This is a genomic window from Actinomadura flavalba DSM 45200 (genome assembly GCF_000374305.1).
In the GTDB taxonomy this organism is placed as follows: Bacteria; Actinomycetota; Actinomycetes; order Streptosporangiales; family Streptosporangiaceae; genus Spirillospora; species Spirillospora flavalba.
This window is the reverse complement of sequence record NZ_KB894096.1, coordinates 493,118-514,983: the sequence shown is the minus strand read 5'-3', so window position 1 is coordinate 514,983 and position 21,866 is coordinate 493,118. Positions and strand designations below refer to the sequence as shown.

At 74.4% G+C, this 21,866-nt stretch carries 17 protein-coding genes; 4 read left to right on the top strand and 13 right to left on the bottom strand.

Annotated features, from left to right (window positions below):
* Positions 1-30: 30 nt before the first annotated feature.
* From pgl to tkt, 8 genes are all read right to left on the bottom strand, one after another.
* A complete protein-coding gene (gene pgl, locus C229_RS0118410) occupies positions 31-783 on the bottom strand; it encodes a 6-phosphogluconolactonase (protein WP_018656569.1) in 753 nt (250 codons plus the stop codon).
* Positions 780-1,790 (bottom strand): glucose-6-phosphate dehydrogenase assembly protein OpcA, encoded by a 1,011-nt coding sequence (opcA, locus tag C229_RS0118405; protein ID WP_033424481.1) that lies wholly within the window; start codon positions 1,788-1,790, stop codon positions 780-782. The genes pgl and opcA overlap by 4 nt, the downstream gene beginning before the upstream one ends.
* Complete coding sequence (zwf, locus tag C229_RS0118400) at positions 1,790-3,322, bottom strand: glucose-6-phosphate dehydrogenase (protein WP_026313914.1); 1,533 nt, start codon at positions 3,320-3,322, stop codon at positions 1,790-1,792. The genes opcA and zwf overlap by 1 nt, the downstream gene beginning before the upstream one ends.
* 100 nt (positions 3,323-3,422) lie before the next feature.
* On the bottom strand, positions 3,423-4,976 hold the full coding sequence (locus C229_RS0118395) for a hypothetical protein (protein WP_155884902.1): 1,554 nt from the start codon (positions 4,974-4,976) through the stop codon (positions 3,423-3,425).
* 14 nt (positions 4,977-4,990) lie between these two features.
* The gene (locus tag C229_RS0118390; RefSeq protein ID WP_026313913.1) at positions 4,991-6,640 is read right to left on the bottom strand and encodes a phosphoheptose isomerase; all 1,650 of its coding nucleotides are present in this window, start codon (positions 6,638-6,640) and stop codon (positions 4,991-4,993) included.
* 89 nt (positions 6,641-6,729) lie between these two features.
* Positions 6,730-8,391, bottom strand: a complete 1,662-nt coding sequence (locus tag C229_RS0118385; RefSeq protein WP_018656564.1) for a hypothetical protein — start codon at positions 8,389-8,391, stop codon at positions 6,730-6,732.
* Complete coding sequence (tal, locus tag C229_RS0118380) at positions 8,388-9,515, bottom strand: transaldolase (RefSeq protein ID WP_018656563.1); 1,128 nt, start codon at positions 9,513-9,515, stop codon at positions 8,388-8,390. Before tal ends, C229_RS0118385 begins: the two co-directional genes overlap by 4 nt.
* Positions 9,516-9,564: 49 nt before the next feature.
* A complete protein-coding gene (gene tkt / locus C229_RS0118375; protein WP_018656562.1) occupies positions 9,565-11,685 on the bottom strand; it encodes a transketolase in 2,121 nt (706 codons plus the stop codon).
* A gap of 473 nt (positions 11,686-12,158) precedes the next feature.
* Between tkt and C229_RS0118370 the strand changes: the two genes are divergently transcribed.
* The 3 genes from C229_RS0118370 to C229_RS0118360 are packed head-to-tail and all read left to right on the top strand — an operon-like array spanning position 12,159 to position 15,446.
* Positions 12,159-13,133, top strand: a complete 975-nt coding sequence (locus tag C229_RS0118370) for a heme o synthase (protein WP_018656561.1) — start codon at positions 12,159-12,161, stop codon at positions 13,131-13,133.
* A gap of 55 nt (positions 13,134-13,188) precedes the next feature.
* Positions 13,189-14,391, top strand: a complete 1,203-nt coding sequence (locus C229_RS0118365; RefSeq protein WP_018656560.1) for a PrsW family intramembrane metalloprotease — start codon at positions 13,189-13,191, stop codon at positions 14,389-14,391.
* A gap of 47 nt (positions 14,392-14,438) precedes the next feature.
* Positions 14,439-15,446 carry a COX15/CtaA family protein gene (locus tag C229_RS0118360; RefSeq protein WP_155884901.1) on the top strand — a complete coding sequence of 336 codons (1,008 nt, stop codon included), beginning with the start codon at positions 14,439-14,441 and terminating at the stop codon, positions 15,444-15,446.
* Positions 15,447-15,458: 12 nt separating this feature from the next.
* Here the strand turns inward: C229_RS0118360 and polX are convergent, their stop codons facing one another.
* The 5 genes from polX to C229_RS0118335 are packed head-to-tail and all read right to left on the bottom strand — an operon-like array spanning position 15,459 to position 20,756.
* A complete protein-coding gene (polX, locus tag C229_RS0118355; protein WP_018656558.1) occupies positions 15,459-17,183 on the bottom strand; it encodes a DNA polymerase/3'-5' exonuclease PolX in 1,725 nt (574 codons plus the stop codon).
* 49 nt (positions 17,184-17,232) lie between these two features.
* Positions 17,233-18,069 (bottom strand): proteasome subunit beta, encoded by an 837-nt coding sequence (prcB, locus tag C229_RS0118350; RefSeq protein ID WP_018656557.1) that lies wholly within the window; start codon positions 18,067-18,069, stop codon positions 17,233-17,235.
* A gap of 3 nt (positions 18,070-18,072) precedes the next feature.
* Positions 18,073-19,062 (bottom strand): EamA family transporter, encoded by a 990-nt coding sequence (locus C229_RS0118345; RefSeq protein ID WP_018656556.1) that lies wholly within the window; start codon positions 19,060-19,062, stop codon positions 18,073-18,075.
* A 3-nt stretch (positions 19,063-19,065) separates the two neighbouring features.
* Positions 19,066-19,833 carry an ABC transporter permease gene (locus tag C229_RS0118340; protein ID WP_018656555.1) on the bottom strand — a complete coding sequence of 256 codons (768 nt, stop codon included), beginning with the start codon at positions 19,831-19,833 and terminating at the stop codon, positions 19,066-19,068.
* Positions 19,830-20,756 (bottom strand): ABC transporter ATP-binding protein, encoded by a 927-nt coding sequence (locus C229_RS0118335; protein ID WP_018656554.1) that lies wholly within the window; start codon positions 20,754-20,756, stop codon positions 19,830-19,832. The genes C229_RS0118340 and C229_RS0118335 overlap by 4 nt, the downstream gene beginning before the upstream one ends.
* A 141-nt stretch (positions 20,757-20,897) precedes the next feature.
* On the opposite strand from C229_RS0118335, the gene C229_RS0118330 reads away from it, so the two are divergent.
* Positions 20,898-21,809, top strand: a complete 912-nt coding sequence (locus tag C229_RS0118330) for a F0F1 ATP synthase subunit gamma (RefSeq protein ID WP_026313911.1) — start codon at positions 20,898-20,900, stop codon at positions 21,807-21,809.
* The last annotated feature ends 57 nt before the right edge of the window (positions 21,810-21,866 follow it).

Sequence of the window (21,866 nt, the reverse complement as noted above, 5' to 3'; positions counted from 1 at the left end):
GAGTATGCGCATGAGCGGGGAGAAAACGGCCTACAGCTCCGCGGCGGCCTCGGCGTCCAGCAGGGCGAGCGTGCGGCGGCGGCCCCGCGCCCCCGCCGCCGGGACGCCCACCGGCCCGGTCTCGGTCAGCGCCTTGCGCACCGCCTCGGCCTTCCCGCTTCCGGCCGCCAGCAGCCACACCTCGGCCGCCGACCGGATCGACGGGAACGTCAGCGAGATCCGCGTCGGCGGCGGCTTGGGCGCGTCGCGCACCGCCACCACCGGACGGCCGTCGCGGGTGCCCGGCAGCCCCGGGAACAGCGACGCGACGTGCGCGTCCGGCCCGACGCCGAGCAGCACCACGTCGAACGCGGGCACCGGCCCCGGCTCGCCCGGCCGGACGGCCGCCGCCAGCTCCGCCGCGTACCGTTCGGCGGCCTTGTCGGCGTCGTCGCCGTCCGGGCCGTCGGACGCGGCCATCGCGTGCACCCGCGCCGGGTCCACGTCGACGTGGTCGAGCAGCGCCAGCCGCGCGCCGGTCTCGTTGCGCTCGGGGTCTCCGGCGGGCAGGAACCGCTCGTCGCCCCACCACACGTCCACCCGGCGCCAGTCGATCGCGTCCCGCGCGGGGCTCGCCGCCAGCGCGGCCAGCACCGCCGTGCCGACGCCGCCGCCGGTCAGCACCACCGACGCCGTGCCGTGCGCGGCCTGCGCGTCGGCGACCGCGCCGACGAGCCGCGCCGCCGCCGCGTGCGCCAGCAGTTCCTGGTCGCGGTGCACCAGCACCGAAGGGGCCGCGCTCACGAGCCGTCCTCCTTCTTGCGGCTCCGCGACGCCGCCTTGCGCGCCGGCGCGGACGCCTGCGCCTCCTGCTCGCGGGACTCCTCGCGCGCGTTCTCGCCCGCGAGGTCCTTGGCGAACCGGGTCGCCGCGTCCTGGTAGACCTCGTCGGGGTCGAGCCGCCGCAGCTCCTCGGCCAGCAGCTCCGACATCGGACGCCGGTGCAGCGCGACCTGCCGGTCCGGCTGGCCGGGCCGCGACAGCGTCGCGACCCGCCCGTCCGGGCGGAGCACGACGATGTCGCCCTCACCCGTCCGCAGCGTGACGCCGGTGATGCCCGGCCCGTCCGACACCTCGCGGCCCACCTTGACGCCGAGCCGCACCGCCAGCCACGCCGCCAGCAGCTCCGCGCTCGGGCTGTCGGGCTCGGCCGACACCGAGCCGCCGGTGATCTCGGCGTGGTCCTGGTCGAGCGCGGCGGCCAGCAGCGACCGCCACGACGTCACGCGCGTCCACGAGAAGTCGGTGTCGCCGGGCTGGTAGCCCTCGGCGAGCCGCGACAGCGTGCCGAGCCGGTCGCGGGCGGCGTAGGCGTCGGTGACGCGCCGCGCCGCCAGCCGCCCGAGCGGGTCCTGCGCGGGCGCCTTGGGCACCTTGCCGCCCGGCCACCACGTCACCACCGGGGTGTCGGGCATCAGCAGCGGCACCACGACCGAGTCGGCGTGCTCGGCCAGCGGCCCGTACATGCGCAGCAGCACGGTCTCGCCCGGCCCCGTCTCGCCCATGCGGATCTCGGCGTCGAGCCGCGAGGAACTGCCGCGCGCGTCGCGGGAGATGACGGTGAGCACCCGGCAGGGGTGCTCGCGCGCCGCCTCGGTCGCGGCGCGGACGGCGTCGTACTGCGCGGACTCGTCGGTCACGATGATCAGCGTCAGCACCATGCCGACGGCCGGGCCGCCCATCAGGTGCCGCGCCTGCGTCAGCGCGTCCTGGATCTTGCGGGTGCTCGTCCCGGTGAGGTCGATGTTCATCAGAGCCGCCTCCACGCGCGTCCGTCGCGGGCCATCAGTTCGTCGGCGCTATCGGGCCCGTACCCGCCCGAGCGGTACTGGTCGACCTTGCCGCGCCCCGCCCAGTACTCCTCGATCGGGTCGAGGATCTTCCAGGACAGCTCGACCTCCTCCTGGCGGGGGAACAGCGGCGGGTCGCCGATGAGGACGTCCAGCAGCAGCCGCTCGTACGCCTCGGGGGAGGACTCGGTGAACGACTCGCCGTAGGCGAAGTCCATGTTGACGTCGCGGATCTCCATCGACGTGCCGGGCACCTTGGACCCGAACCGTATGGTGATGCCCTCGTCCGGCTGAATCCGCATCACCAGGGCGTTCTGCCCCAGCTCCTCGGTGTCGGTGTGCGAGAACGGCAGGTGCGGCGCCTTCTGGAAGACGATCGCGACCTCGGTCACCCGGCGGCTCAGCCGCTTGCCGGTGCGCAGGTAGAACGGGACGCCCGCCCACCGCCGGTTCTGGATCTCCAGCTTCACCGCCGCGTACGTCTCGGTGCGCGAGTCGGCGGGGATGCCCTCCTCCTCCAGGTAGCCGCGGACGCTCACGCCGCCCTGCCACCCGGCCGCGTACTGGCCGCGCGCCGTGGACTGCGCCAGGTCGCCGGGGACCACGACCGACGCGAGGATCTTCGCCTTCTCGGCGCGGACGGCCTCGGCGCTGAACGAGGTGGGCTCCTCCATCGCGGTGAGCGCCAGCAGTTGCAGCAGGTGGTTCTGGATGACGTCGCGGGCGGCGCCGATGCCGTCGTAGTACCCGGCCCGGCCGCCGATGCCGATGTCCTCGGCCATGGTGATCTGCACGTGGTCGACGAAGCCGCGGTTCCAGATCGGCTCGAACATCGTGTTGGCGAACCGCAGCGCCAGGATGTTCTGCACCGTCTCCTTGCCGAGGTAGTGGTCGATCCGGAAGATCGACTCCTCGGGGAAGACGCGGTGCACGGTCGCGTTCAGCTCCCGCGCGGACTTCAGGTCGTGGCCGAACGGCTTCTCGATGACCACGCGGCGGAACCCGGGGTGCCCGCCCTCGCGGTCGGCCAGGCCGCTCTCGCGCAGCCGCTCGACCACCTGCGGGAAGAACTTGGGCGGGATCGACAGGTAGAACGCGTAGTTGCCGCCGGTGCCGCGGCTCTCGTCCAGCTCCTTGACGGCCATCGCCAGCGCCTCGAACGCGCCCGGGTCGCTGAACTCGCCGGGGACGAAGTGCATGCCCTCGGCCAGGTGCGTCCAGACGTCCTCGCGGAACGGCGTGCGGGCGTGCTCCTTGACCGACTCGTAGGCGATCTGCCGGAAGTCCTGGTGGTCCCACTCGCGGCGGGCGAAGCCCACCAGCGAGAATCCCGGCGGCAGCAGGCCCCGGTTGGCGAGGTCGTAGATCGCCGGCAGCAGCTTCTTGCGGGACAGGTCGCCGGTCACCCCGAACAACACCAGCACACTCGGCCCCGCCACACGGGGGAGCCGCTTGTCCCGGGGGTCCCGGAGCGGATTGGGTGTCGTCGTCACGTGGGCGCCCTCTCTTCTCGCACTGTCGACCCTCGATGCGGGCGTCGGTGCCCACTCTCGCAAGCCCGCCGTCGCGGCGTCCGCTCACCGTGCCGATTCGTCATGTTCCGCTCCGTGCGCACTCCAGCAGCCGGTGCAGCCCGGCCTCGCGGTCGCGCAGGTGCAGCCGCACCACCGGCCGGGCGCCGCCCGCGCCCAGCGGCGCCGCCTCGGCGCGCCGCACCGGGCCGAGGCCGATCCCCGGCAGGCCCGGCACCGCGACGTCGCGGCCCGCCTCCCCCGTCAGCACCACATGCACACCCTTCTCCGAAAGATCATGCCCGATCGCCGGGTAACGGCAACCCCAGGCGACCGTCACGGGCCGGGCGGCGCGGGCCGCCAGCACCCCGGCCAGGCGCCGTACCCGCGTTCCCTGCCCGTACACGGGATCGGCGTCCAGGAAGGCGGTGAGCGCCAGATGGCCGTCCCCGGCGCGGCGCGCGACCTCGTCCAGCAGCGGGCGCAGTGCCCCGGCCGCCGCGAACGCCGCGTCGTGGGTGCGGACCTCGACGGCGTCGCGGCCGTAGCCGTCGGTGAAGGCGGGCGGCGGCTCGGGGAACGGGCCGTGGACCGTTCCGATCGCCTGGGCCCCGGGCAGTTCGGCGACCGGTGGCTCGACGCCGAGCAGGTGCGCGGCGACGGCCGCCGCGTACTCCAGGACGGCCAGCCGCGCGGCGGGGGAGCCGCTGATCGTCGCGTCGTCCTGGTGCGGGCGCCCGCCGAAGCTCAGCAGGAACCGGTCCGGGCCGGGCCGCAGCGGCATCCCGCCGAACTGCACGACCGGCAGCAGCCGCCCGCGCGTCGCCCCCGCGAACAGCTCGGCGGTCCACTCGGCCAGGCCCGCCGGGGTGCCCGGCGACGCCGCCAGGACGACCACGCCCCGGCCCGCCCGCGCGGCACCGCCGAGGACCGCGCCGAGCGCCAGCCCGGGGTTGCCGTCCGGCGCCGCCAGCGCGGCCGAGACCGTCGCGGCCTCCTCCAGCGCCCACGTCAGGTCCGCGCCCGCGAGCGCGGCGGGCACCAGCGCGTACGGGGACAGCGCGCCGAACACCGCCGGGGCGGGCGCCGCCACCAGCCGGTGCCCCTCGCGTCCGGCGACGGCCGCCGCGGCCGAGCCCGGTTCGGCGACGACGGTCACCCGCGCGGCGATCTCCGCGGCGGGCACCCCCGCCGCGCGCAGCAGCCCGGTGAACGCCCGCCGCGCCGGTTCGCACCGCACGCCGCCGGTGACGACGGCGTGCGCCTCGCGCAGCCGCATCGGGTCGTCGGCCAGCCGCCGCAGCGGGCCGGGCTCGGCGCCGTCCACCACGATCGGGGACGCGCCGCCGAACCGCCGCGCCAGCAGCGCCGCGGCCCGCACGCTCGGCCCCTCGCCCAGCACCACGACGGCGCCGGGCGCGGGCGGCGTCGCCGGGACGTCGACCGGCGCGGCCGGACCGCACACCGCCCGCTCGCCGGACGCCGCGTCCCCGGCGGCGAACCGCTCGGCGATCCGGTCGATCCACAGCCGCCCGAGCATCCGCTCGGCGGCGGCCCGCACCTCGCCGCGCGCCGTCACCGTGACGTCCCCGGCGGTCACCGACGCGGCGTCGCTGACCGGCTCGCGGGACGCCATGACCTCCCGGGCCGTCACGACATCGCGACGGCCACGGCCCGCGCCGCCTCCGCCAGCTTCCCGGCGCCCTCGACCGGATCGCGCAGGTGCAGGTGGACGACCGGCAGCCCCCGGCGCCGCAGCGTGCGCGCCTCGGCCAGGCCCCGGGTGAGCTGGAGCGTCCCGAGGCCGTAGGAGCGGCCCGGCACCGGGTGGTCGCCGTAGGGGTCGCCGGGCGCCGGGTCGCCGGTGATGATCAGGAACGCGCCGGTGCCGGGACCGTCCTTGTGGACCGAGCCGGTCGCGTGCAGATAGCCGGGCCCCGGGCCGTAGGCGACCGGGCGGCGCGCCCCGCGCGCCAGCGCCGGGGCCAGGTAGCGGCCGGAGAACTCACCGGACAGGTAGCTGGCCACCGACAGGTACCCGGTGCCCGGGACGCGGTCGAGCAGCATCGCCAGCACCGAGCCGAGGTCGGAGCCGCCCAGCCACGGCAGGTCCGTGTGGACCTCCACGCCGCCGTCCACGACGACCGGACGGCCCGTCTCCGGCCGCCCGCCGGGCGTCTGGAGCATCGTCGCGGCGTCGTCCTCGGCCTCCTGCACGGCCGGGCCGGGCACCTCGAACGGGTTGACGCCGAGCAGCCACCCGGCGACGGCCGTGGCGTACTCCCACACCAGGAACTGCGCGCCGAGCGGACCCCACACCGAGGTGTCGTCGTCCTCGCCGGTGGCCGCGCCCTGCGGGTTGATCGTCAGGCCGTGCATGTCGGGGAAGGAGATCGGGCAGCCCGGCTTGTCGAAGGTCAGGATGCCCCGGCCGCGCTTGCCGGTGCCCACGGCCAGGAGCTGCGAGATCCACGCGGTGAGCGGCCCGGAGCCGCCGGGCTCGCGCAGCAGCAGCTTGTCGCGGGCGAGCCCCTCGGGGCCCTGCTGCGCGCAGCCGCCGAGGATCGCGCCGAGCAGCAGCCCGGGGTTGTCCTCGTCGCGGCCCAGCGACGGCAGGACGTCGGCGGCCTCGTCCAGCAGCGTCGCCACGTCCGCGCCCGCCAGCACCGACGGCACGATGCCGTAGGCCGACAGCGCCCCGAAGTGCCCCGGCAGGTACGGGTCGGTGAGGCCGATGCGGTAGCCGCACTGGCGCGCGAAGCCGTGCAGCGGGCTGCCGTGGTCGGTGACGACCAGGAACCGGCCCGCGATCTCCCGTTCGGACAGCCCGTGCTCGCGGAACGCGGCGGTGAAGATCCGCCGGTAGGCGTCGCCCTCCAGCGACACGCCGGACTTGCTGGCCAGCACGACCATCGTGCGGTCCAGCCGCTCCAGCGCGAACGCCAGCCCGGCCGTGTCGCCGCCGTCCAGCACGGTCAGCTCGCCGCCCGACCCGGGCGGCCGCGCCGCCACGATCGCCTGCGCGGCCAGCGCCTCGGCGCCGACCGCCAGCAGCACCACGTGGTCCAGGCCCGAGTAGCGCGCCTCCGCGACCAGGTTCTCGACCTGGGCGAGGAGCCCGCGCGACGCCGACGGCAGGTCGAGCCAGCCGAGCCGGCTGTGGTCCACGGCGCTGCGCCCCCACAGCCGGGGGTCCTTGCCCGCCAGCGCGGCGGGCACGCCGCAGCTCACCAGGTAGTCACGCGCCTGGAGCGCGGCGTGCAGCACGTCGCCGCGCGTCAATACGTCGAATCCCGGCACCGTACCTCCCGGAGCCCATCGTTCCAGGATTCAACCGACAACCGCGACCCAACCCACCATTCCGTGACGATATGGCCGCAAGCGCGTGGTCAATCCTTGAGGGCCTCGATGATCTGCGCCACGCCCTCGGCACGATCGCGCAGATGCAGCCGCACCGCCGGGCGCCGCCGCCCGCGCAGCGAACGCAGATCGCCGAACGCCTGCGCGAGCTGGAGCTGACCCAGCGTGTACGGGCGTCCCGGGACCGGCAGATCGGCCTGGACGTCGCCGGTGAGCTGGACGAAGACGCCGTTCTGCGGGCCGCCCCGGTGGTACTGGCCCGCCGCGTGCACGACGTCCGGCCCCCACCCGAACGTGACCGGCGCCGGATGCCGCCGGGACGCCTCGCTCCGCGCCGCCAGCAGCGAACGCGCCTGCGCGACCGCCGCGTCGCCGGACGGGTCCAGGTAGGCCGCCACGGCCAGGTAGCCGCCGGCCGGGACCGCGTCGAGCAGCAGGTCGAACACGGCCCGCAGATCGGCGGCGTCGGCCAGCAGGTCGTCGGCGCCGTGCACCTCGACCGCGCCGTCCACCAGGATCGGCGCGCGCGTGATCACGGTCGGCGCGGTGCCCTCCTCGACGCGCAGCAGCGCCGCCGTCGTCGCGCTGACCTCGGCCAGCTCCGGCGCGTCGAACGGGTTGACGCCGAGCACCCGCCCGGCGACCGCCGTCGCGTACTCCCACAGCAGGAACTGCGCGCCCAGCGGTCCCGCCACGCTCAGCCCCGCCTCGCGCGCCGGGCCCGGCTCGTCCGGGCGGCGGCCGAAGATCACCCGCCGCATGTCCGGCGCGAGCGCGAACCCCGGCGCCTCCACGCCCTCGACGACGACCGGCAGCAGCCCCCGGCCGTCCTTGCCGGTCGACTCGGCCAGCAACTGCGCCGTCCACGCGGGCAGCCCGCGCAGCCCCGACCCGTGGTCGGCCAGGACGAGCTTGTCGCGCCCGCGCAGCCCCGCCGCGCCCAGCGCCGCGCCGAGCGCCAGCGCCGGATTGCCGTGGAGCTGGTCCAGCGCGGGCAGCAGCGCGGCGGCGTCGTCCAGCACGGCGTCCACGTCGACGCCCGCCAGCGCCGCCGGGACCAGCGCGTACGGGCCGAGCGCGCCGAACCGCCCGCCGGTGTCGGGCTCGGCCGTCACCAGCCGGTAGCCCGCCTCCTGCGCCAGCGCCGCCGGAGCCGACCCCGGCTCGGCGACCGCCACGAAGCGGCGCGCGAGGTCGGCGCCCGAGACGCCCGCCTCCCAGAACGCCTGCTCGAAGACGCGGCGCAGCGCGTCGGTCACGGTGCGGCCGCCCGCGTCGCCGGGCAGCACGACGAGCGTGCGCTCCAGGTCGTCGCCGAGCACCGCCGCGACCCGCTGCGGGTCGGTGCCGGACAGGACGGTCAGCTCCGCGCCCGCGGCCGCCGCCAGCGCGGCGGCGGCCGGGACCGAACCCCCCGTCCCGGCCAGCACCACCCGCGTCAGGTCGGCGGTCTCCTCGGCCAGCACGCCCAACGACGCCGCCAGCTCCCGGGACGACCCGGGAGCGTCCAGCCAGCCGAGCCGCCGCGCCGCCAGCGACGCGGCGTCGGGCCCCCACAGCGTCGTGCTGCGGCGGCCCAGCGACCGCGGGACCCCGTCGGAGACGAGACGGGACAGCACGGTCTCCGTCTCGTCCACGACGACGCCGTGCGTGGTGACCGAGACACCCCCGGCGGTCACCACCGAGGTCATGCGGGGCCGGCCTTCTTCGGCGCCTTGTCCTTCAGTTCCTGCTCGACGGTCTTGAGGAGGTCCGTCCAGGACGTCTCGAACTTCTCGACGCCCTCCTCCTCCAGCACCTTCACCACGTCGTCGTAGTCGACGCCGACGTCCTTCAGCGCGGCCATGTGCGCCCGCGCCGCGTCGTAGCCGTTCGTCACCGTGTCGCCGCGCGGGTCGCCGTGCTCGGCCTCGGCCAGCAGCGTCGCCTCCGGCATCGTGTTCACGGTGCCGGGCGCGATGAGCTGGTCGACGTAGAGCGTGTCGGGCAGGTCGGGGTCCTTCACGCCGGTGGACGCCCACAGCGGACGCTGCGGACGCGCCCCCGCGTCCTTGAGCGCCTGCCAGCGGTCGCCGCCGAACTTCTCCTCGTACAGCGCGTACGCGAGCCGCGCGTTCGCCAGGCCCGCCTGCGCCTTCAGCTTCCCGGCCGCGTCCGAGCCGATCTTGTCGAGCCGCTTGTCGATCTCGGTGTCGACCCGGCTCACGAAGAACGACGCCACCGACGCGATCTCGGTCAGGTCGTGCCCGTTGTCGCGCGCTTGCTCCAGGCCCGCGAAGAACGCGTCGATGACCTTGCCGTAGCGCTCCAGCGAGAAGATCAGCGTCACGTTCACGCTGATGCCCTCCGCCAGCGCCGCCGTGATCGCGGGCAGCCCCGCCTCGGTCGCCGGGATCTTGATGTACAGGTTCGGCCGGTCGACCAGCCACCACAGCGCGCGCGCCTCGGCGGCCGTGCGCTCGGACTCGTGCGCCAGCCGCGGGTCGACCTCGATCGACACCCGGCCGTCGAGCCCCTGGGTTCGCTCGTGCACCGGCCGCAGGACGTCGCAGCCCCACCGGATGTCGTAGGTGGTGATGGCCCGCACGGCCTCCTCCACGTCGACGCCCCGCACGGCCAGGTCGCGGACCTGGTCGTCGTAGGCCGACCCCTGCCCCAGCGCCTTCTGGAAGATCGTCGGGTTGGAGGTGACCCCGACGACGTGCTTGTCGCGGACCAGCTCGGCCAGGTTGCCCGTCCGCAGCCGCTCGCGGCTGATGTCGTCGAGCCAGATGGACACGCCCTCGTCGGAGAGCCTCTTCAAGATCTCGCTCATCGTTTCCTCTCGTCGGATGCCCGCGGCCCGGCCGCGGACGGGCGCCCCTTCAGTTGCCGGTGGTCGTCCCGCGCCCGGCGACGTTGGCCTTCACCAGGCTGGAACGCGCGGCGGCCACGACCCGCTCCGACGTGATCCCGAACTGCTGGAACAGCGTCTTGTAGTCGGCCGAGGCACCGAAGTGCTCCAGGCTCACCGCTTCCCCGGCCTCGCCGATGTAAGCGCGCCAGCCGAGCGCGATCCCGGCCTCCACCGACACCCGCGCCTTCACGCCGGGCGGCAGCACCTGCTGGCGGTAGGCGTCGTCCTGGGCGTCGAACCACTCGACGCACGGCATCGACACCACGCGGGTGGGCGTGCCGTCGGCCTCCAGCGTCGCGCGGGCCTCCAGCGCCAGCTCCACCTCCGACCCGGTCGCGATGATGATCACCTCGGGCTGCCCGTTACTGGCGTCGGCGAGCGTGTACCCGCCCTTGGTGACGCCCTCGGCGGAGGCCAGCTCGGCGCCGCGCGCGTACACCGGCAGCTTCTGCCGGGTCAGCGCGATGCCCGCCGGGCGGTCGGTGTGCTCCAGGATCGTGCGCCAGGCCACGACCGTCTCGTTCGCGTCGGCCGGGCGGACGACGTCCAGCCCCGGGATGGCCCGCAGCGACCAGAGCTGCTCCACCGGCTGGTGGGTGGGGCCGTCCTCGCCGAGGCCGATCGAGTCGTGCGTCCACACGAACGTCACCGGCAGCTTCATCAGCGCGGCCAGGCGCACCGCCGGGCGCATGTAGTCGCTGAAGATGAGGAACGTGCCGCCGTAGGGGCGGGTGCCGCCGTGCAGCGCGATGCCGTTGCAGATCGCCGCCATCGCGTGCTCGCGCACGCCGAAGTGCAGCGTGCGGCCGTACGGCCCACCGGGGAACTCCTTGGTCTGGAACTCCTCGGGGACGAACGACGGCTCGCCCTTCATCGTCGTGTTGTTGCTCTCGGCCAGGTCGGCCGAGCCGCCCCACAGCTCGGGCAGCACCGGCGCCAGCGCGGCGAGGATCTGCCCGGACGCCGCGCGGGTCGCGATGTCCTTGCCGGCCTCGAACTCCGGCAGCGCCGACGTCCAGCCCGCCGGCAGCGCCCGGATCGCGACGCGGTCGTACTCGGTGGCGCGCTCGGGGTTCGCCGACCGCCACGCGTCGAACGTCTCCTGCCACGCGGCGTGCGCCTCGCGGCCGCGCGCCGACACCTCGTGGGAGTGCTCCAGCACGTCGGCGGGAACGTCGAACGTCTTGGCCGGGTCGAGCTTGAGAACCTTCTTGGTGGCGGCGACCTCGTCGGCGCCGAGCGCCGAACCGTGGATCTTGCCGGTGTTCTTCTTGTTCGGCGCGGGCCAGCCGATGATCGTGCGCAGCTTGACGAACGACGGGCGGCCCGTCTCGGCCTTGGCCGCCTCCAGCGCCGCCGCCAGCTCGCCGACGTTCTCGGAGTAGTCGCCGTCCTTGGTCCAGTCGACGGTGTGGACGTCCCACCCGTACGCCTCGTACCGGGCGCCGACGTCCTCGGAGAACGCGATGGCGGTGTCGTCCTCGATGGAGATGTGGTTGTCGTCCCACACCACGATCAGGTTGCCGAGGCGCTGGTGCGCGGCCAGCGCGCTGGCCTCGTGGCTGATGCCCTCCTGGATGTCACCGTCGGAGCAGAACGCCCAGATGGTGTGGTCGAAGGGGGACTCGCCCGGCGCGGCGTCCGGGTCGAACAGGCCGCGCTCGCGGCGCGCCGCCATCGCCATGCCGACGGCGTTGGCGATGCCCTGGCCGAGCGGCCCGGTCGTCGTCTCCACACCGGCGGTGTGGCCGTGCTCGGGGTGGCCGGGGGTGAGGCTGTCCCACTTGCGCAGCGACTTCAGGTCGTCCAGCGTCAGCGGGTAGCCCGACAGGTAGAGCTGGATGTACAGGGTGAGGCTGGAGTGCCCGCACGACAGGACGAACCGGTCGCGACCGGCCCAGCCCGGGTCGGTCGGGTCGTGCCGCAGGAACCGCTGGAAGAGCAGGTAGGCGGCCGGCGCCAGGCTCATGGCCGTGCCCGGGTGCCCCGAACCGGCCTCCTCGACCGCGTCCATGGCCAGGGCGCGGACCGTGTCCACCGCCCGCCGGTCCAGGTCGGACCATTCAAACGTGCTGTCGTCCTTGCTCACGGAACGCCAGGCTCCTTCCGGAAAACACTGTCTATGGAAAACACGGTGCGTCATCGACGGTCGGCCGCGAGCCTACCGAAACGGGCGTGTCCCGACCGGGCCGCGGAGGGCGGGCCGGACCAGGGTGATCAGGGTCATCACCCCGGTCGCCGGACGCGGCGCCCGCATAAGGTGACCCTTGCCCTCAGCCGCCCCGCGCTAACCCCCCGCCCGGGTGAACCCGAGGGGGACGTCCGGACCCCCCGGTGAGCCGTCCGCGAACACCCGATCCCGGGCTTGTCCGGCGCGTCCGGTGCCCCGGTGCTCGACCCCCGGAGGGGTCGGACTACAGTGATGACGCGGTTGACGACAGTGGCCGCGGTTGATCTCACCCAGCCGAGGTCGCAGCAGGCCGACGCGCGGCCCAGCAGCACGGGGGCGCCGCACGGACGGCACGCGACTTCATCACTGCCTAGTTGGACGTGGACCCGATTGTGACGCTGCTCAGCAACGCCCGCGCCGTCGAACTGGACGAGCAGGTGCCGCAGGCGCCCGCGCTCGCCGTCGTCCCGGCGGGCCGCCCGTCGATCGCCGCCAGCGTGCGCGCCTACGTCGCGCTCACCAAGCCGCGCGTGATCGAACTGCTGTTGATCACCACGCTGCCGGTGATGTTCCTGGCGGCCGGGGACATGCCGCCGCTCGGCACGGTCCTGCTCACGCTCGCCTTCGGGACGATGTCGGCCGGCGCCGCCAACGCGATCAACTGCTACATCGACCGCGACATCGACGCCAAGATGCGCCGTACCCGCCGCCGTCCGCTGGCCCGCGACCAGGTCACCCCGGCCCGCGCGCTGATCTTCGGCGTCACGCTCGCCGTCGCGTCCACCGCCGGGTTCGCGCTGACGGTGAACCCGCTGGCCGCCGCGCTGTCGGTCTTCGCGATCCTGTTCTACATCGTCGTGTACTCGCTGATCCTCAAGCGGCGCACCTCGCAGAACGTCGTGTGGGGCGGCATCGCCGGGTGCATGCCCGTCCTCATCGGCTGGGCCGCGATCACCGAGAGCCTCGCCGTCGCCCCGTTCGTGCTGTTCGGCGTCGTGTTCCTGTGGACGCCGCCGCACACCTGGACGCTCGCCATGCGCTACCGCGAGGACTACGCCGTCGCGGGCGTGCCGATGCTGCCGGTCGTGGCCACCGAGCGGCGCGTCGTCACCGAGAGCCTCGTCTACACCTACGCCACCGTCGCCTGCTCGCTGGTGCTGTGGCCGGTCGCGGGCATGGGGCCGGTGTACGGCGCCGTCGCCGTCCTGCTCGGCCTGGTGTTCCTCGCCGAGGGGCACCGGCTGCTGCGCGCCGTCCGCGCGGGCGTCACCGGCGTCCACCTGCGTCCGATGCGGTTCTTCCACCTGTCGAACGTCTACCTGGCGCTGCTGTTCACGGTCGTCGCGATCGACCCGCTGCTCTACTGATCGTTTCCCCGGCCCCGGTGCGGGCCCCCGGTGAGCGGTTGATTACCCTCGCGGTATGGCGCGCGTCGATCCCCAGGCGGTCCTGGACGGACGGAGGCCCGGGCGGCCCCCGGTCCTGCTCATCGTCGGGCTGGTCATCACCTCGGCGTGCGCGCTGGCCGCGCTCGGCGTCGACATCGTCTACGGCGGCGGGGGCTTCTGGGCCTCGCTGCTGCTGGCGCTGCTGCCGATCCCGCTGCTGATCGCGCTCGTCCTCGCCCTGGACCGGATGGAGCCCGAACCGCCCCGCATCCTGCTGTTCGCGTTCGCGTGGGGCGCGGGCGTCGCGGTGCTCGGCGCGCTCGTGCTCAACACGCTCGGGCTGCTCTACATCACCGAGCCGCTGTTCGGGCAGGAGCGCGGCCGGTACGTCAGCGCCGCCGTCGGGGCGCCCATCGTCGAGGAGACGCTCAAGGGCGCCGTGCTGTTCGGGATGCTGTGGTGGCGGCGCACCGAGATCGACGGGTACGTGGACGGCGTCATCTACGCCTCCATGGTCGGCCTCGGCTTCGCGATGATGGAGAACATCACCTACTACATGCGCGCCTACGAGGAGGGCGGCGCGGCGGCGCTCCAGGGCGTGTTCGTCCTGCGCGGGCTCATCCTGCCGTTCAGCCACCCGCTGTTCACCGCCATGACCGGGCTCGGCGTCGCCTACGCCGCCACGCACCGGCGCGGGCAGATCCTCGCACCGCTGGCGGGACTGCTGGCCGCGATGGTGCTGCACGGGCTGTGGAACGGCTCGACGATCTTCGGCGCGGCGGGGCTCGCGCTGGTGTACGCGCTGCTGTTCGTCGTCCTCATCGGCCTCGTCGTCATCATCTCGGTGGAGCGCCGCGCCACGATCCGCCGCATCGAGACCTACCTGCCCGCCTACGCCTCCACCGGGCTCGTCACCGCCGAGGACGTGCGGATGCTCCGGTCGGTGCCCGGACGGCGCGGCGCCCGCCGCTGGGCGCGGGTCGTCGGCGGGCCGCCCGCCGTCCGCGCCATGGCCGACTACCAGCACGCCGCGACCGAGCTGTCCCTGCTGCACAAGCGCGCCGAACGCGGCGTCGCCGACCCGCGCTGGTTCGCGGCCCGCCGCGACGCGCTGCTGCACCTCATGCGCCTGGCCCGCGAGGCGTTCCTGGTCACCCCGTCCCGCCGCCCCCCGGGCGACGGCCCGCCATGGGCCCCGGGCGGCCCGTCCGGCTTCCTGCCGCCCCCACGTCGCTGAGCAGGGGCCGGGTCACGGTCACCGGACCTCGGCAATAACATGTGTGCGTGTCCGAACGCACCGCTTCCGCTTCCGTGCCCGCCTCCGTGAACCCGCTGACGCGGGCGTGGCATGCCGTGTGGCGGCCGACGCCGCGCTCGCTGCGCGTGCTGGCCCTGCTCGGCGTCATCGGCAACGCGGGCATCGTCGCGACGGGCGGCGCCGTCCGCGTCACCAAGTCGGGGCTCGGCTGCCCGACGTGGCCGCGCTGCACGGGGGACAGCTTCGTCCCGACCGCGCACGCCGACCACGCGGCGATCAACATGGCGATCGAGTTCGGCAACCGCATGCTGACGTTCGCGGTGCTCGCCGTGGGCCTGGCCGTGTTCGTCGCCGCGCTGCGGCTGCGGCCCCGCCGCCGCGACGTGCTGCTGCTGGCGCTGGCCCAGCCGATGAGCGTGGTCGCCCAGGCGATCATCGGCGGCATCGTGGTGCTGACCAAGCTGCACCCGGCGTCGGTGTCGGTGCACTTCCTCATCTCCCCGACGCTGCTGATCTTCTGCGTGGCGCTGTGGGTCCGCGCGGGCGAGGGCGACGCGCCGCCGCGCCCGCTCGTCCCGCAGGGCCTGCGCAGGCTGTCCCTGGCGCTGGCGGCGGCGATCTGGCTGGTCCTGGCGGCGGGCACCGTCGTCACCGGCACCGGCCCGCACTCGGGCGACACCGACTCGCGCCGCTACGGCTTCTCCATCGAGGACGTCGCCCGCGTCCACGCCCTGCTGGCCTGGGCGACGGTGATCCTGTCGATCGCCGTCCTGCTGTGGGTGCGCCGCGCCGACGCCCCCCGCGCCACCCGGCGCTGGGCCCTGGCCCTGCTCGGCCTGCTCGTCGCCCAGGGCGCCATCGGCTACGTCCAGTACTTCCTGGGCGTCCCCGGAGCCCTGGTCGTCCTCCACATGGCCGTGTCGGTGATCCTGTGGATCGTCGGCCTGCGCCTGTACCTCTCGATGCGCGACCGAGGCCCCCTCGCCGCGACGGCCCCGCCGGCCCGCGACGAGCACCAGCCCGTCCCGGCCTGACGGCGGGCCGCGTCAGCCGGACTTGGCGGCGAGGAAGGCGCGGAGGCGGTCGAGGGGCCAGGTGTTGATGACGTCGTCGGGCGTCAGCCAGCCGCGCTGGGCCGTGCCCACGCCGTAGCGCAGGTTGGCGTGGTCGCGCAGGGAGTGCGCGTCGGTGTCGACGGAGAACTTGACGCCGAGCCGCAGGGCGCGGCGGATCAGGTCGGACGGCAGGTCGAGGCGGTCGGGGAAGCAGTCGATCTCCAGGGCGGTGCCGGTGCGGGCCGCGACGCGGAAGACCTCGTCCCAGTCGGCGTCGACGGGGGCGCGGCGGCCGATCAGCCGCGCCGTCGGGTGGCCGATGACGTGCACGTACGGGTTCTCGCAGGCGCGGACGAACCGCCGCGTCATCTCCGCGCGGTCCTGGGTGAAGTGCGAGTGGACCGAGGCGACGCACACGTCGAACCCGGACAGGAAGTCCTCGTCCCAGTCGACCGAGCCGTCCGGGCCGATGTTCAGTTCGGCGCCGTGCAGCAGCGTAAGCCCGTCCAGCTTCTCGTTCAGACGGCGGACCTCCTCGCGCTGCGCCAGCATCTTCTCGTCGGTCATGCGCTGCATGAACAGGTCGGGGGCGTGGTCGGTGATCGCGTAGTACTCCAGGCCGCGTTCGCGCGCCGCGCCGACCATCTCCTCCAGCGTGGCGATGCCGTCGGTGAGGTCGGTGTGGCTGTGCAGGTCGCCGCGGATGTCGGCGGCGGTGACGAGCCGGGGGAGCGCGTCGTCGCGGGCGGCCTCGATCTCGCCCGCGTCCTCCCGGAGCGTCGGCGGTATCCACGGCAGGCCGAGACGCGCGTACACCTCCTCCTCGGTGCGCGACACGATCTGCTCGCCGGACTCCGCGTCGAAGACGCCGTACTCCGACAGCTTCAGCCCGGCGCGCACCGCGATCTCCCGGGTGCGGACGTTGTGCGCCTGCGACCCGGTGAAGTACTGCAGGGCCGCGCCCCACGACTCGACCGGGACGACCCGCAGATCGACCTGGAGCCCGCGCGACGTGCGCACCGACGTCTTCTTGTCGCCGCCGCCGATGACCTCGGTGACGAACGGCAGCGCGGTGAACGCCTCCATGATCGGCTTCGGGTCGGCGGACGCGGCCAGGATGTCGACGTCGCCGATCGTCTCGCGCATCCGGCGCAGCGACCCCGCGTACGTGCACCGCTCGACCTGCGGCAGCCTCTCCAGCGCGGCGACGATCTCGTCGGCGAGCCCGGCCGCCGCGTCGAGCAGGACGCGGTCGCCCGCCGAGCGCAGCAGCTCGATGCCGTGCTCGATGTTCTGCTCGGTCTTCGGCCCGAACCCCTTGAGCCCGCGCAGCCGCCCCGCCGCGATGGCGTCGGCCAGCTCCTCGACCGAGGACACGCCCAGCTCGTCGTAGAGGACGAGCGCCTTCTTCGGCCCGAGGCCCGGAATCGACGTCAGCGCCCGCACCCCCGCCGGGATGCGCGCCCGCAGCTCCTCCACCTGCCGGATCTGCCCGGAGGTCAGGTAGTCCTGGACCTTCTTGGCGATGGCCTCGCCTACCGTCGGGATCTTCTTCAGCCCCGTGAGCGACAGGCCGGAGATGTCGTCGGGATGTCCGGCGATCGCCCGCGCCGCCTTCTCGTACGCCCTGATCTTGAACGCGTCGCCGCCCGTGATGGAGAGCAGGTCGGCCAGTTCCTGGATGAGGGCCGCAGCCTCGTCGTTCGCCCGTGCCATGGGCACGAGTCTAGAAGCCGGGTCGGACGTTTCCCCGGCCGCCGTCCGCTCAGGTCAGCGGCGCGACGGGCCCGTCCGGACGATCCAGCCGGGCCTCGACGACGAGGTCGACCAGCCGGGCGACCTCGTCCTGCGGCAGCGCCCGGTAGCCGTCGGCGGTGACGACCGCCAGCGACGGGTAGATGCGGCGGGTGCGGTCGGGGCCGCCGGTGGCCGCGTCGTCGTCGGCGGCGTCGTAGAGCGCCTGGACGCACACCAGCGCGGCGTCCTCCTCCGAGAGGCCGGGACGGTAGAGCTTCTTCAGCGATCCGCGCGCGTACGGGGAGCCCGAGCCGTCGGCGTGGTAGTCGCGCGTCTCCTGCGGGGAGCCGGTGATGTCGTAGCTGTAGATGCGGCCCTCACCCGACTCGGAGTCGAACCCGGCGAACAGCGGCACGACCGCCAGCCCCTGGAGCGCCTGCGCGAAGTTGGCCTGGACGACGGCGCCGAGCCGGCGGGCCTTGCCCGGCAGCGACAGCGGCACGGTCTCCATCTTCTCGTAGTGCTCCAGCTCGACCTGGAACAGCCGCACCATCTCCAGCGCGAGCCCGACCGTGCCGGCGAACGCGACGACCGAGTGCTCGTCGGCGCGCTGCACCTTGTCCAGCTCGCGGTAGGCGATGACGTTCCCGGCCGTGGCGCGCCGGTCACCGGCCATGATGACGCCGCCGGGGAACGTCAGCGCGAGCACGGTCGTGCCGTGCGGCAGCGCGGCCGCGCCCGCCTCGGCGACGCGGTTGACCGGCAGCAGCTCGGGCGCGTTCTGGCGGAGGAAGTCCACGAAGGAGGGCGTGCCCGCCTCGAAGAGTTCGGGGGAGAGTCCCTGCTCGTCGGACCAGCCGTTCACGTCTCACTCCTTCGCGGGTCGCGTGCCGTCCTCGATCCTTCCATGCCCGTCGCCCGCCGGGCCACTCGAACGGCGCGCGGCGCGCGGTCCGCCGAGGGTGGCGCCCGCGCAGGCGATCATGACGCAGACGATCGCCGCCCACTGCCGTCCGGCCAGCGCCTCGCCGAGGACGACGAGCCCGACGAGCGCGGCGGCGGCCGGTTCCAGGCTCATCAGGATGCCGAAGACGCGCGCGGGCATCCGGCGCAGCGCCTCCATCTCCAGCGTGTAGGGGATCACCGACGACAGCAGCCCGACGCCGAGGCCGAGCAGCAGCAGCCGGGGGTCCAGCAGCGCGGTGCCCCCGGCGGAGACGCCCAGCGGCAGCGCCACGAACGCCGCGAAGACGCTCGCCACCGCCAGTCCGGACAGGCCGGAGAAGTGCCGTCCGGTGGCGGCGGTGAGCAGGATGTAGGCGCCCCACGCCACGCCCGCCAGCAGCGCGAACCCGACGCCGACCGGGTCGAGGGCGCCGTCACCGCGCGTCAGCAGCAGCACGCCCGCCGCCGCCAGCAGCGCCCAGCCGACGTCCAGGACGCGCCGCGACGCCAGGATCGCCACCGCCAGCGGGCCGAGGAACTCGATCGTCACCGCGACCCCGAGCGGGATGCGGGAGAACGCCTGGTAGATCGACACGTTCATCACGCACAGCGACAGCCCGAGCCCGGCCGCGACCGCCAGACTGCGCGCCGAGTGGTCGGCGAACAGCGTCCGCAGCGCGCGGCGGGCGAGGAACCCCAGCACGAGCGCCGAGGTGAGCAGCCGCAGGAACACCACGGCCGACGGCGGCAGCACGGGGAACAGGTTCTTGGCCACCCCCGCGCCGAGCTGCACCGACAGGATGCCGAGCATCACCAGCGCGGGCGGCGGCACCGCGCCGAGCGACGGCGCGGACGGCACGGACGGCGGGCGTCCGGCACGGCGGGGGGTGCCCGGGACGTCGGCGAGCGCCATGCGTCACTCCCAGCGGAAGAAGCGGGCGGCCAGGGCGAGCCCGGCGACGGCCCACCCCAGCAGGATCAGCAGCGGGCCGCCGGGGAAGGCGGCGCCGTCGGCCAGCACGGACCGCAGCCCCTCGGCCAGCGCGGCGATCGGCAGGAACTCCAGCACCGCCGCCACCCCGGACGGGAACCGGTCGAGCGGGAAGATCACGCCGCCGACGGCCAGCAGCAGCACGTAGACGAGGTTGGCGGCGGCCAGCGTCGCCTCGGCGCGCAGCGTCCCGGCCATGAGCAGCCCGAACCCGCTGAACGCGGCGGTGCCGAGCAGCAGCAGCGCCAGCACCGACAGCGGATCGCCGTGCGGGCTCCAGCCGAGCAGCAGCGCCACCGCGAGGATCACCACGGCCTGGATCGCCTCGACGGCCAGGACCGTCAGCGTCTTGGCGGCGATGAGCCCGGCGCGGGGCAGCGGCGTGGCGCCGAGCCGCTTGAGGACGCCGTAGCGGCGCTCGAACCCGGTGCCGATGGCCTGGCCGGTGAACGCCGTGGACATCACCGCCAGCGCGAGCACGCCCGGCGTCAGGAAGTCGACGCGCTCGCCCGGCCCGAGGTCGAGCAGGGACGTGGCGCTGAACAGCGTCAGCAGCACGACGGGGATGATCAGCGTCAGCAGGAGCTGCTCGCCGTTGCGCAGCATCGCGCGCACCTCGTACCCGGTCTGGGCGAGGACCATCCGGGGCAGCGGCACCGCGCCGGGCGCGGGGGAGAGGTCGAGGGCGGTCATCCGCGCAGCTCCCGTCCGGTGAGTTCGAGGAAGACGTCCTCCAGGGTGCGGCGCTCGATGCGCAGGTCCTCGGTGAGGACGCCATGCGCGGCGCACCAGGCGGTGACGGTGGCGAGCAGCTCGGGCCGCAGGTCGCCCTCGACGAGGTAGTGCCCGGCGGGCGACTCCTTGGCGGCGCTGCCGGGCGGCAGCGCGCCCAGCAGTTCCTCCAGGTCGAGCGCGGCGCGGGCGCGGAAGCGGAGCTGCCGTTCGGCCCCGGTCAGCTCCGCCGGGGTGCCGTCGGCGACGACGCGGCCCCGGTCGATGATGACGACGTGGTCGGCGAGGCGTTCGGCCTCGTCCATGTGGTGCGTGGTCAGCACGACCGACACCCCGGCGTCGCGCAGCTCGCGGACGAGGTCCCAGGTGGCGTGCCGGGCCTGCGGGTCGAGGCCGGTGGTGGGCTCGTCCAGGAAGACCAGCTCGGGCCGCCCGACGACGGCGACGGCCAGCGACAGCCGCTGCTGCTGGCCGCCCGACAGCCGCCGGAACGGCGTGCGGGCGTGCTCGGCCAGGCCGAGGCGTTCCAGCAGCGCGGCGGAGTCGAGCGGGGCGCGGTGGAACGACGCGACCAGCCGCAGGAACTCGCCGCCGCGCGCCGTCCCCGGCACGCCGCCGGACTGCGGCATGACGCCGACGCGCGGCTTGAGCGCGCGGGCGTCGGCGACGGGGTCGCGGCCGAGGACGCGGACGGTGCCGGCGTCGGCGCGGCGGAACCCCTCGCAGATCTCGATCGTGGTGGTCTTGCCGGCGCCGTTGGGGCCGAGCAGCGCGGTGACCTCGCCGCGGCGGGCGCGCAGCGACAGGCCGTCGACGGCGGGCGTGCCGCCGTAGCGTTTGGCCAGGTCGTCCAGCGCGACCGCGAGATCGTCGGGGGGTGCCATGGCCCCGAGTCTAGGACCGGGCGCCGACAGCTCCGCGCGCGCACCGGGGGGAGCGGCCGGACGGTAAAAACTCGGGCACCGCATTCCCGCGCGCGGGCAGGACGCGGCCGGGCCGCCGTGCCGCATGGCAGCGTGACGCGCATGGCTGCTCAACTGCGCGTGCTGCGGTCCCGTATCCGCTCGGTGAAGTCCACGTCCAAGATCACCCGAGCGCAGGAGCTGATCGCTGCGGCGCGGATCTCCGGGGCCCAGCAGCGGCTCGCCGCGTCGCGTCCCTACTCCGGCCAGGTCACCCGCGCGGTGTCGGCGCTGCTGTCCCACCACGTCGGGCTGGAGCACGCGCTGCTCACCGAGCAGCCGCACGGGAGCCGCGCGGCGGTGCTCGTCCTGACGAGCGACCGGGGGTTCTGCGGGGCGTTCAACCAGCACGCGCTCAAACAGGGCGACGCGCTCGGCGAGCACCTGCGCGAGCGCGGCATCGAGCCGCAGTACTACCTCCAGGGCCGCAAGGCGGTGGAGTACTTCCGGTTCCGCGACCGGTCGGCGGCGGCCGAGTGGAGCGGCGAGAGCGGCCGGCCCGGCTACCCGCTGGCCGCCGACATCAGCCGCCGCCTGCTGGAGGCGTTCACACTGCCCGAGGAGCGGGGCGGCGTCGGGGAGGTGCACGTCGTCTACACCGAGTTCGTCTCGATGCTCACCCAGCGGCTCACGGTCCGGCGCATCCTGCCGCTGGAGGTCGCGGACGCGGACGCCGACGTGGAGGCCGCCGGGGCGGCGGCGCCCGCCTACGACTTCGAGCCGGACCCGGCCACGGTGCTCGACCAGTTGCTGCGCGCCTACGTCCAGGGCCGCATCTGGAACATGCTGCTGGAGTCGGCGGCGGCGGAGTGGGCCGCGCGCCGCCAGGCGATGATGTCGGCCACCGACAACGCCAACGACCTCGTCGAGCGGCTGTCCCGGGAGGCCAACGAGGCCCGGCAGGAGGAGATCACGATGGAGCTGAGCGAGATCGTCGCGGGCGCCAACGCGCTGACCTCCGGCGACCGGGACTAGCCGCCGCCTTTCTCTCCGCCCTTGGAAAGGGCGCCATAAAGTCCCGGTCAAGCTCTT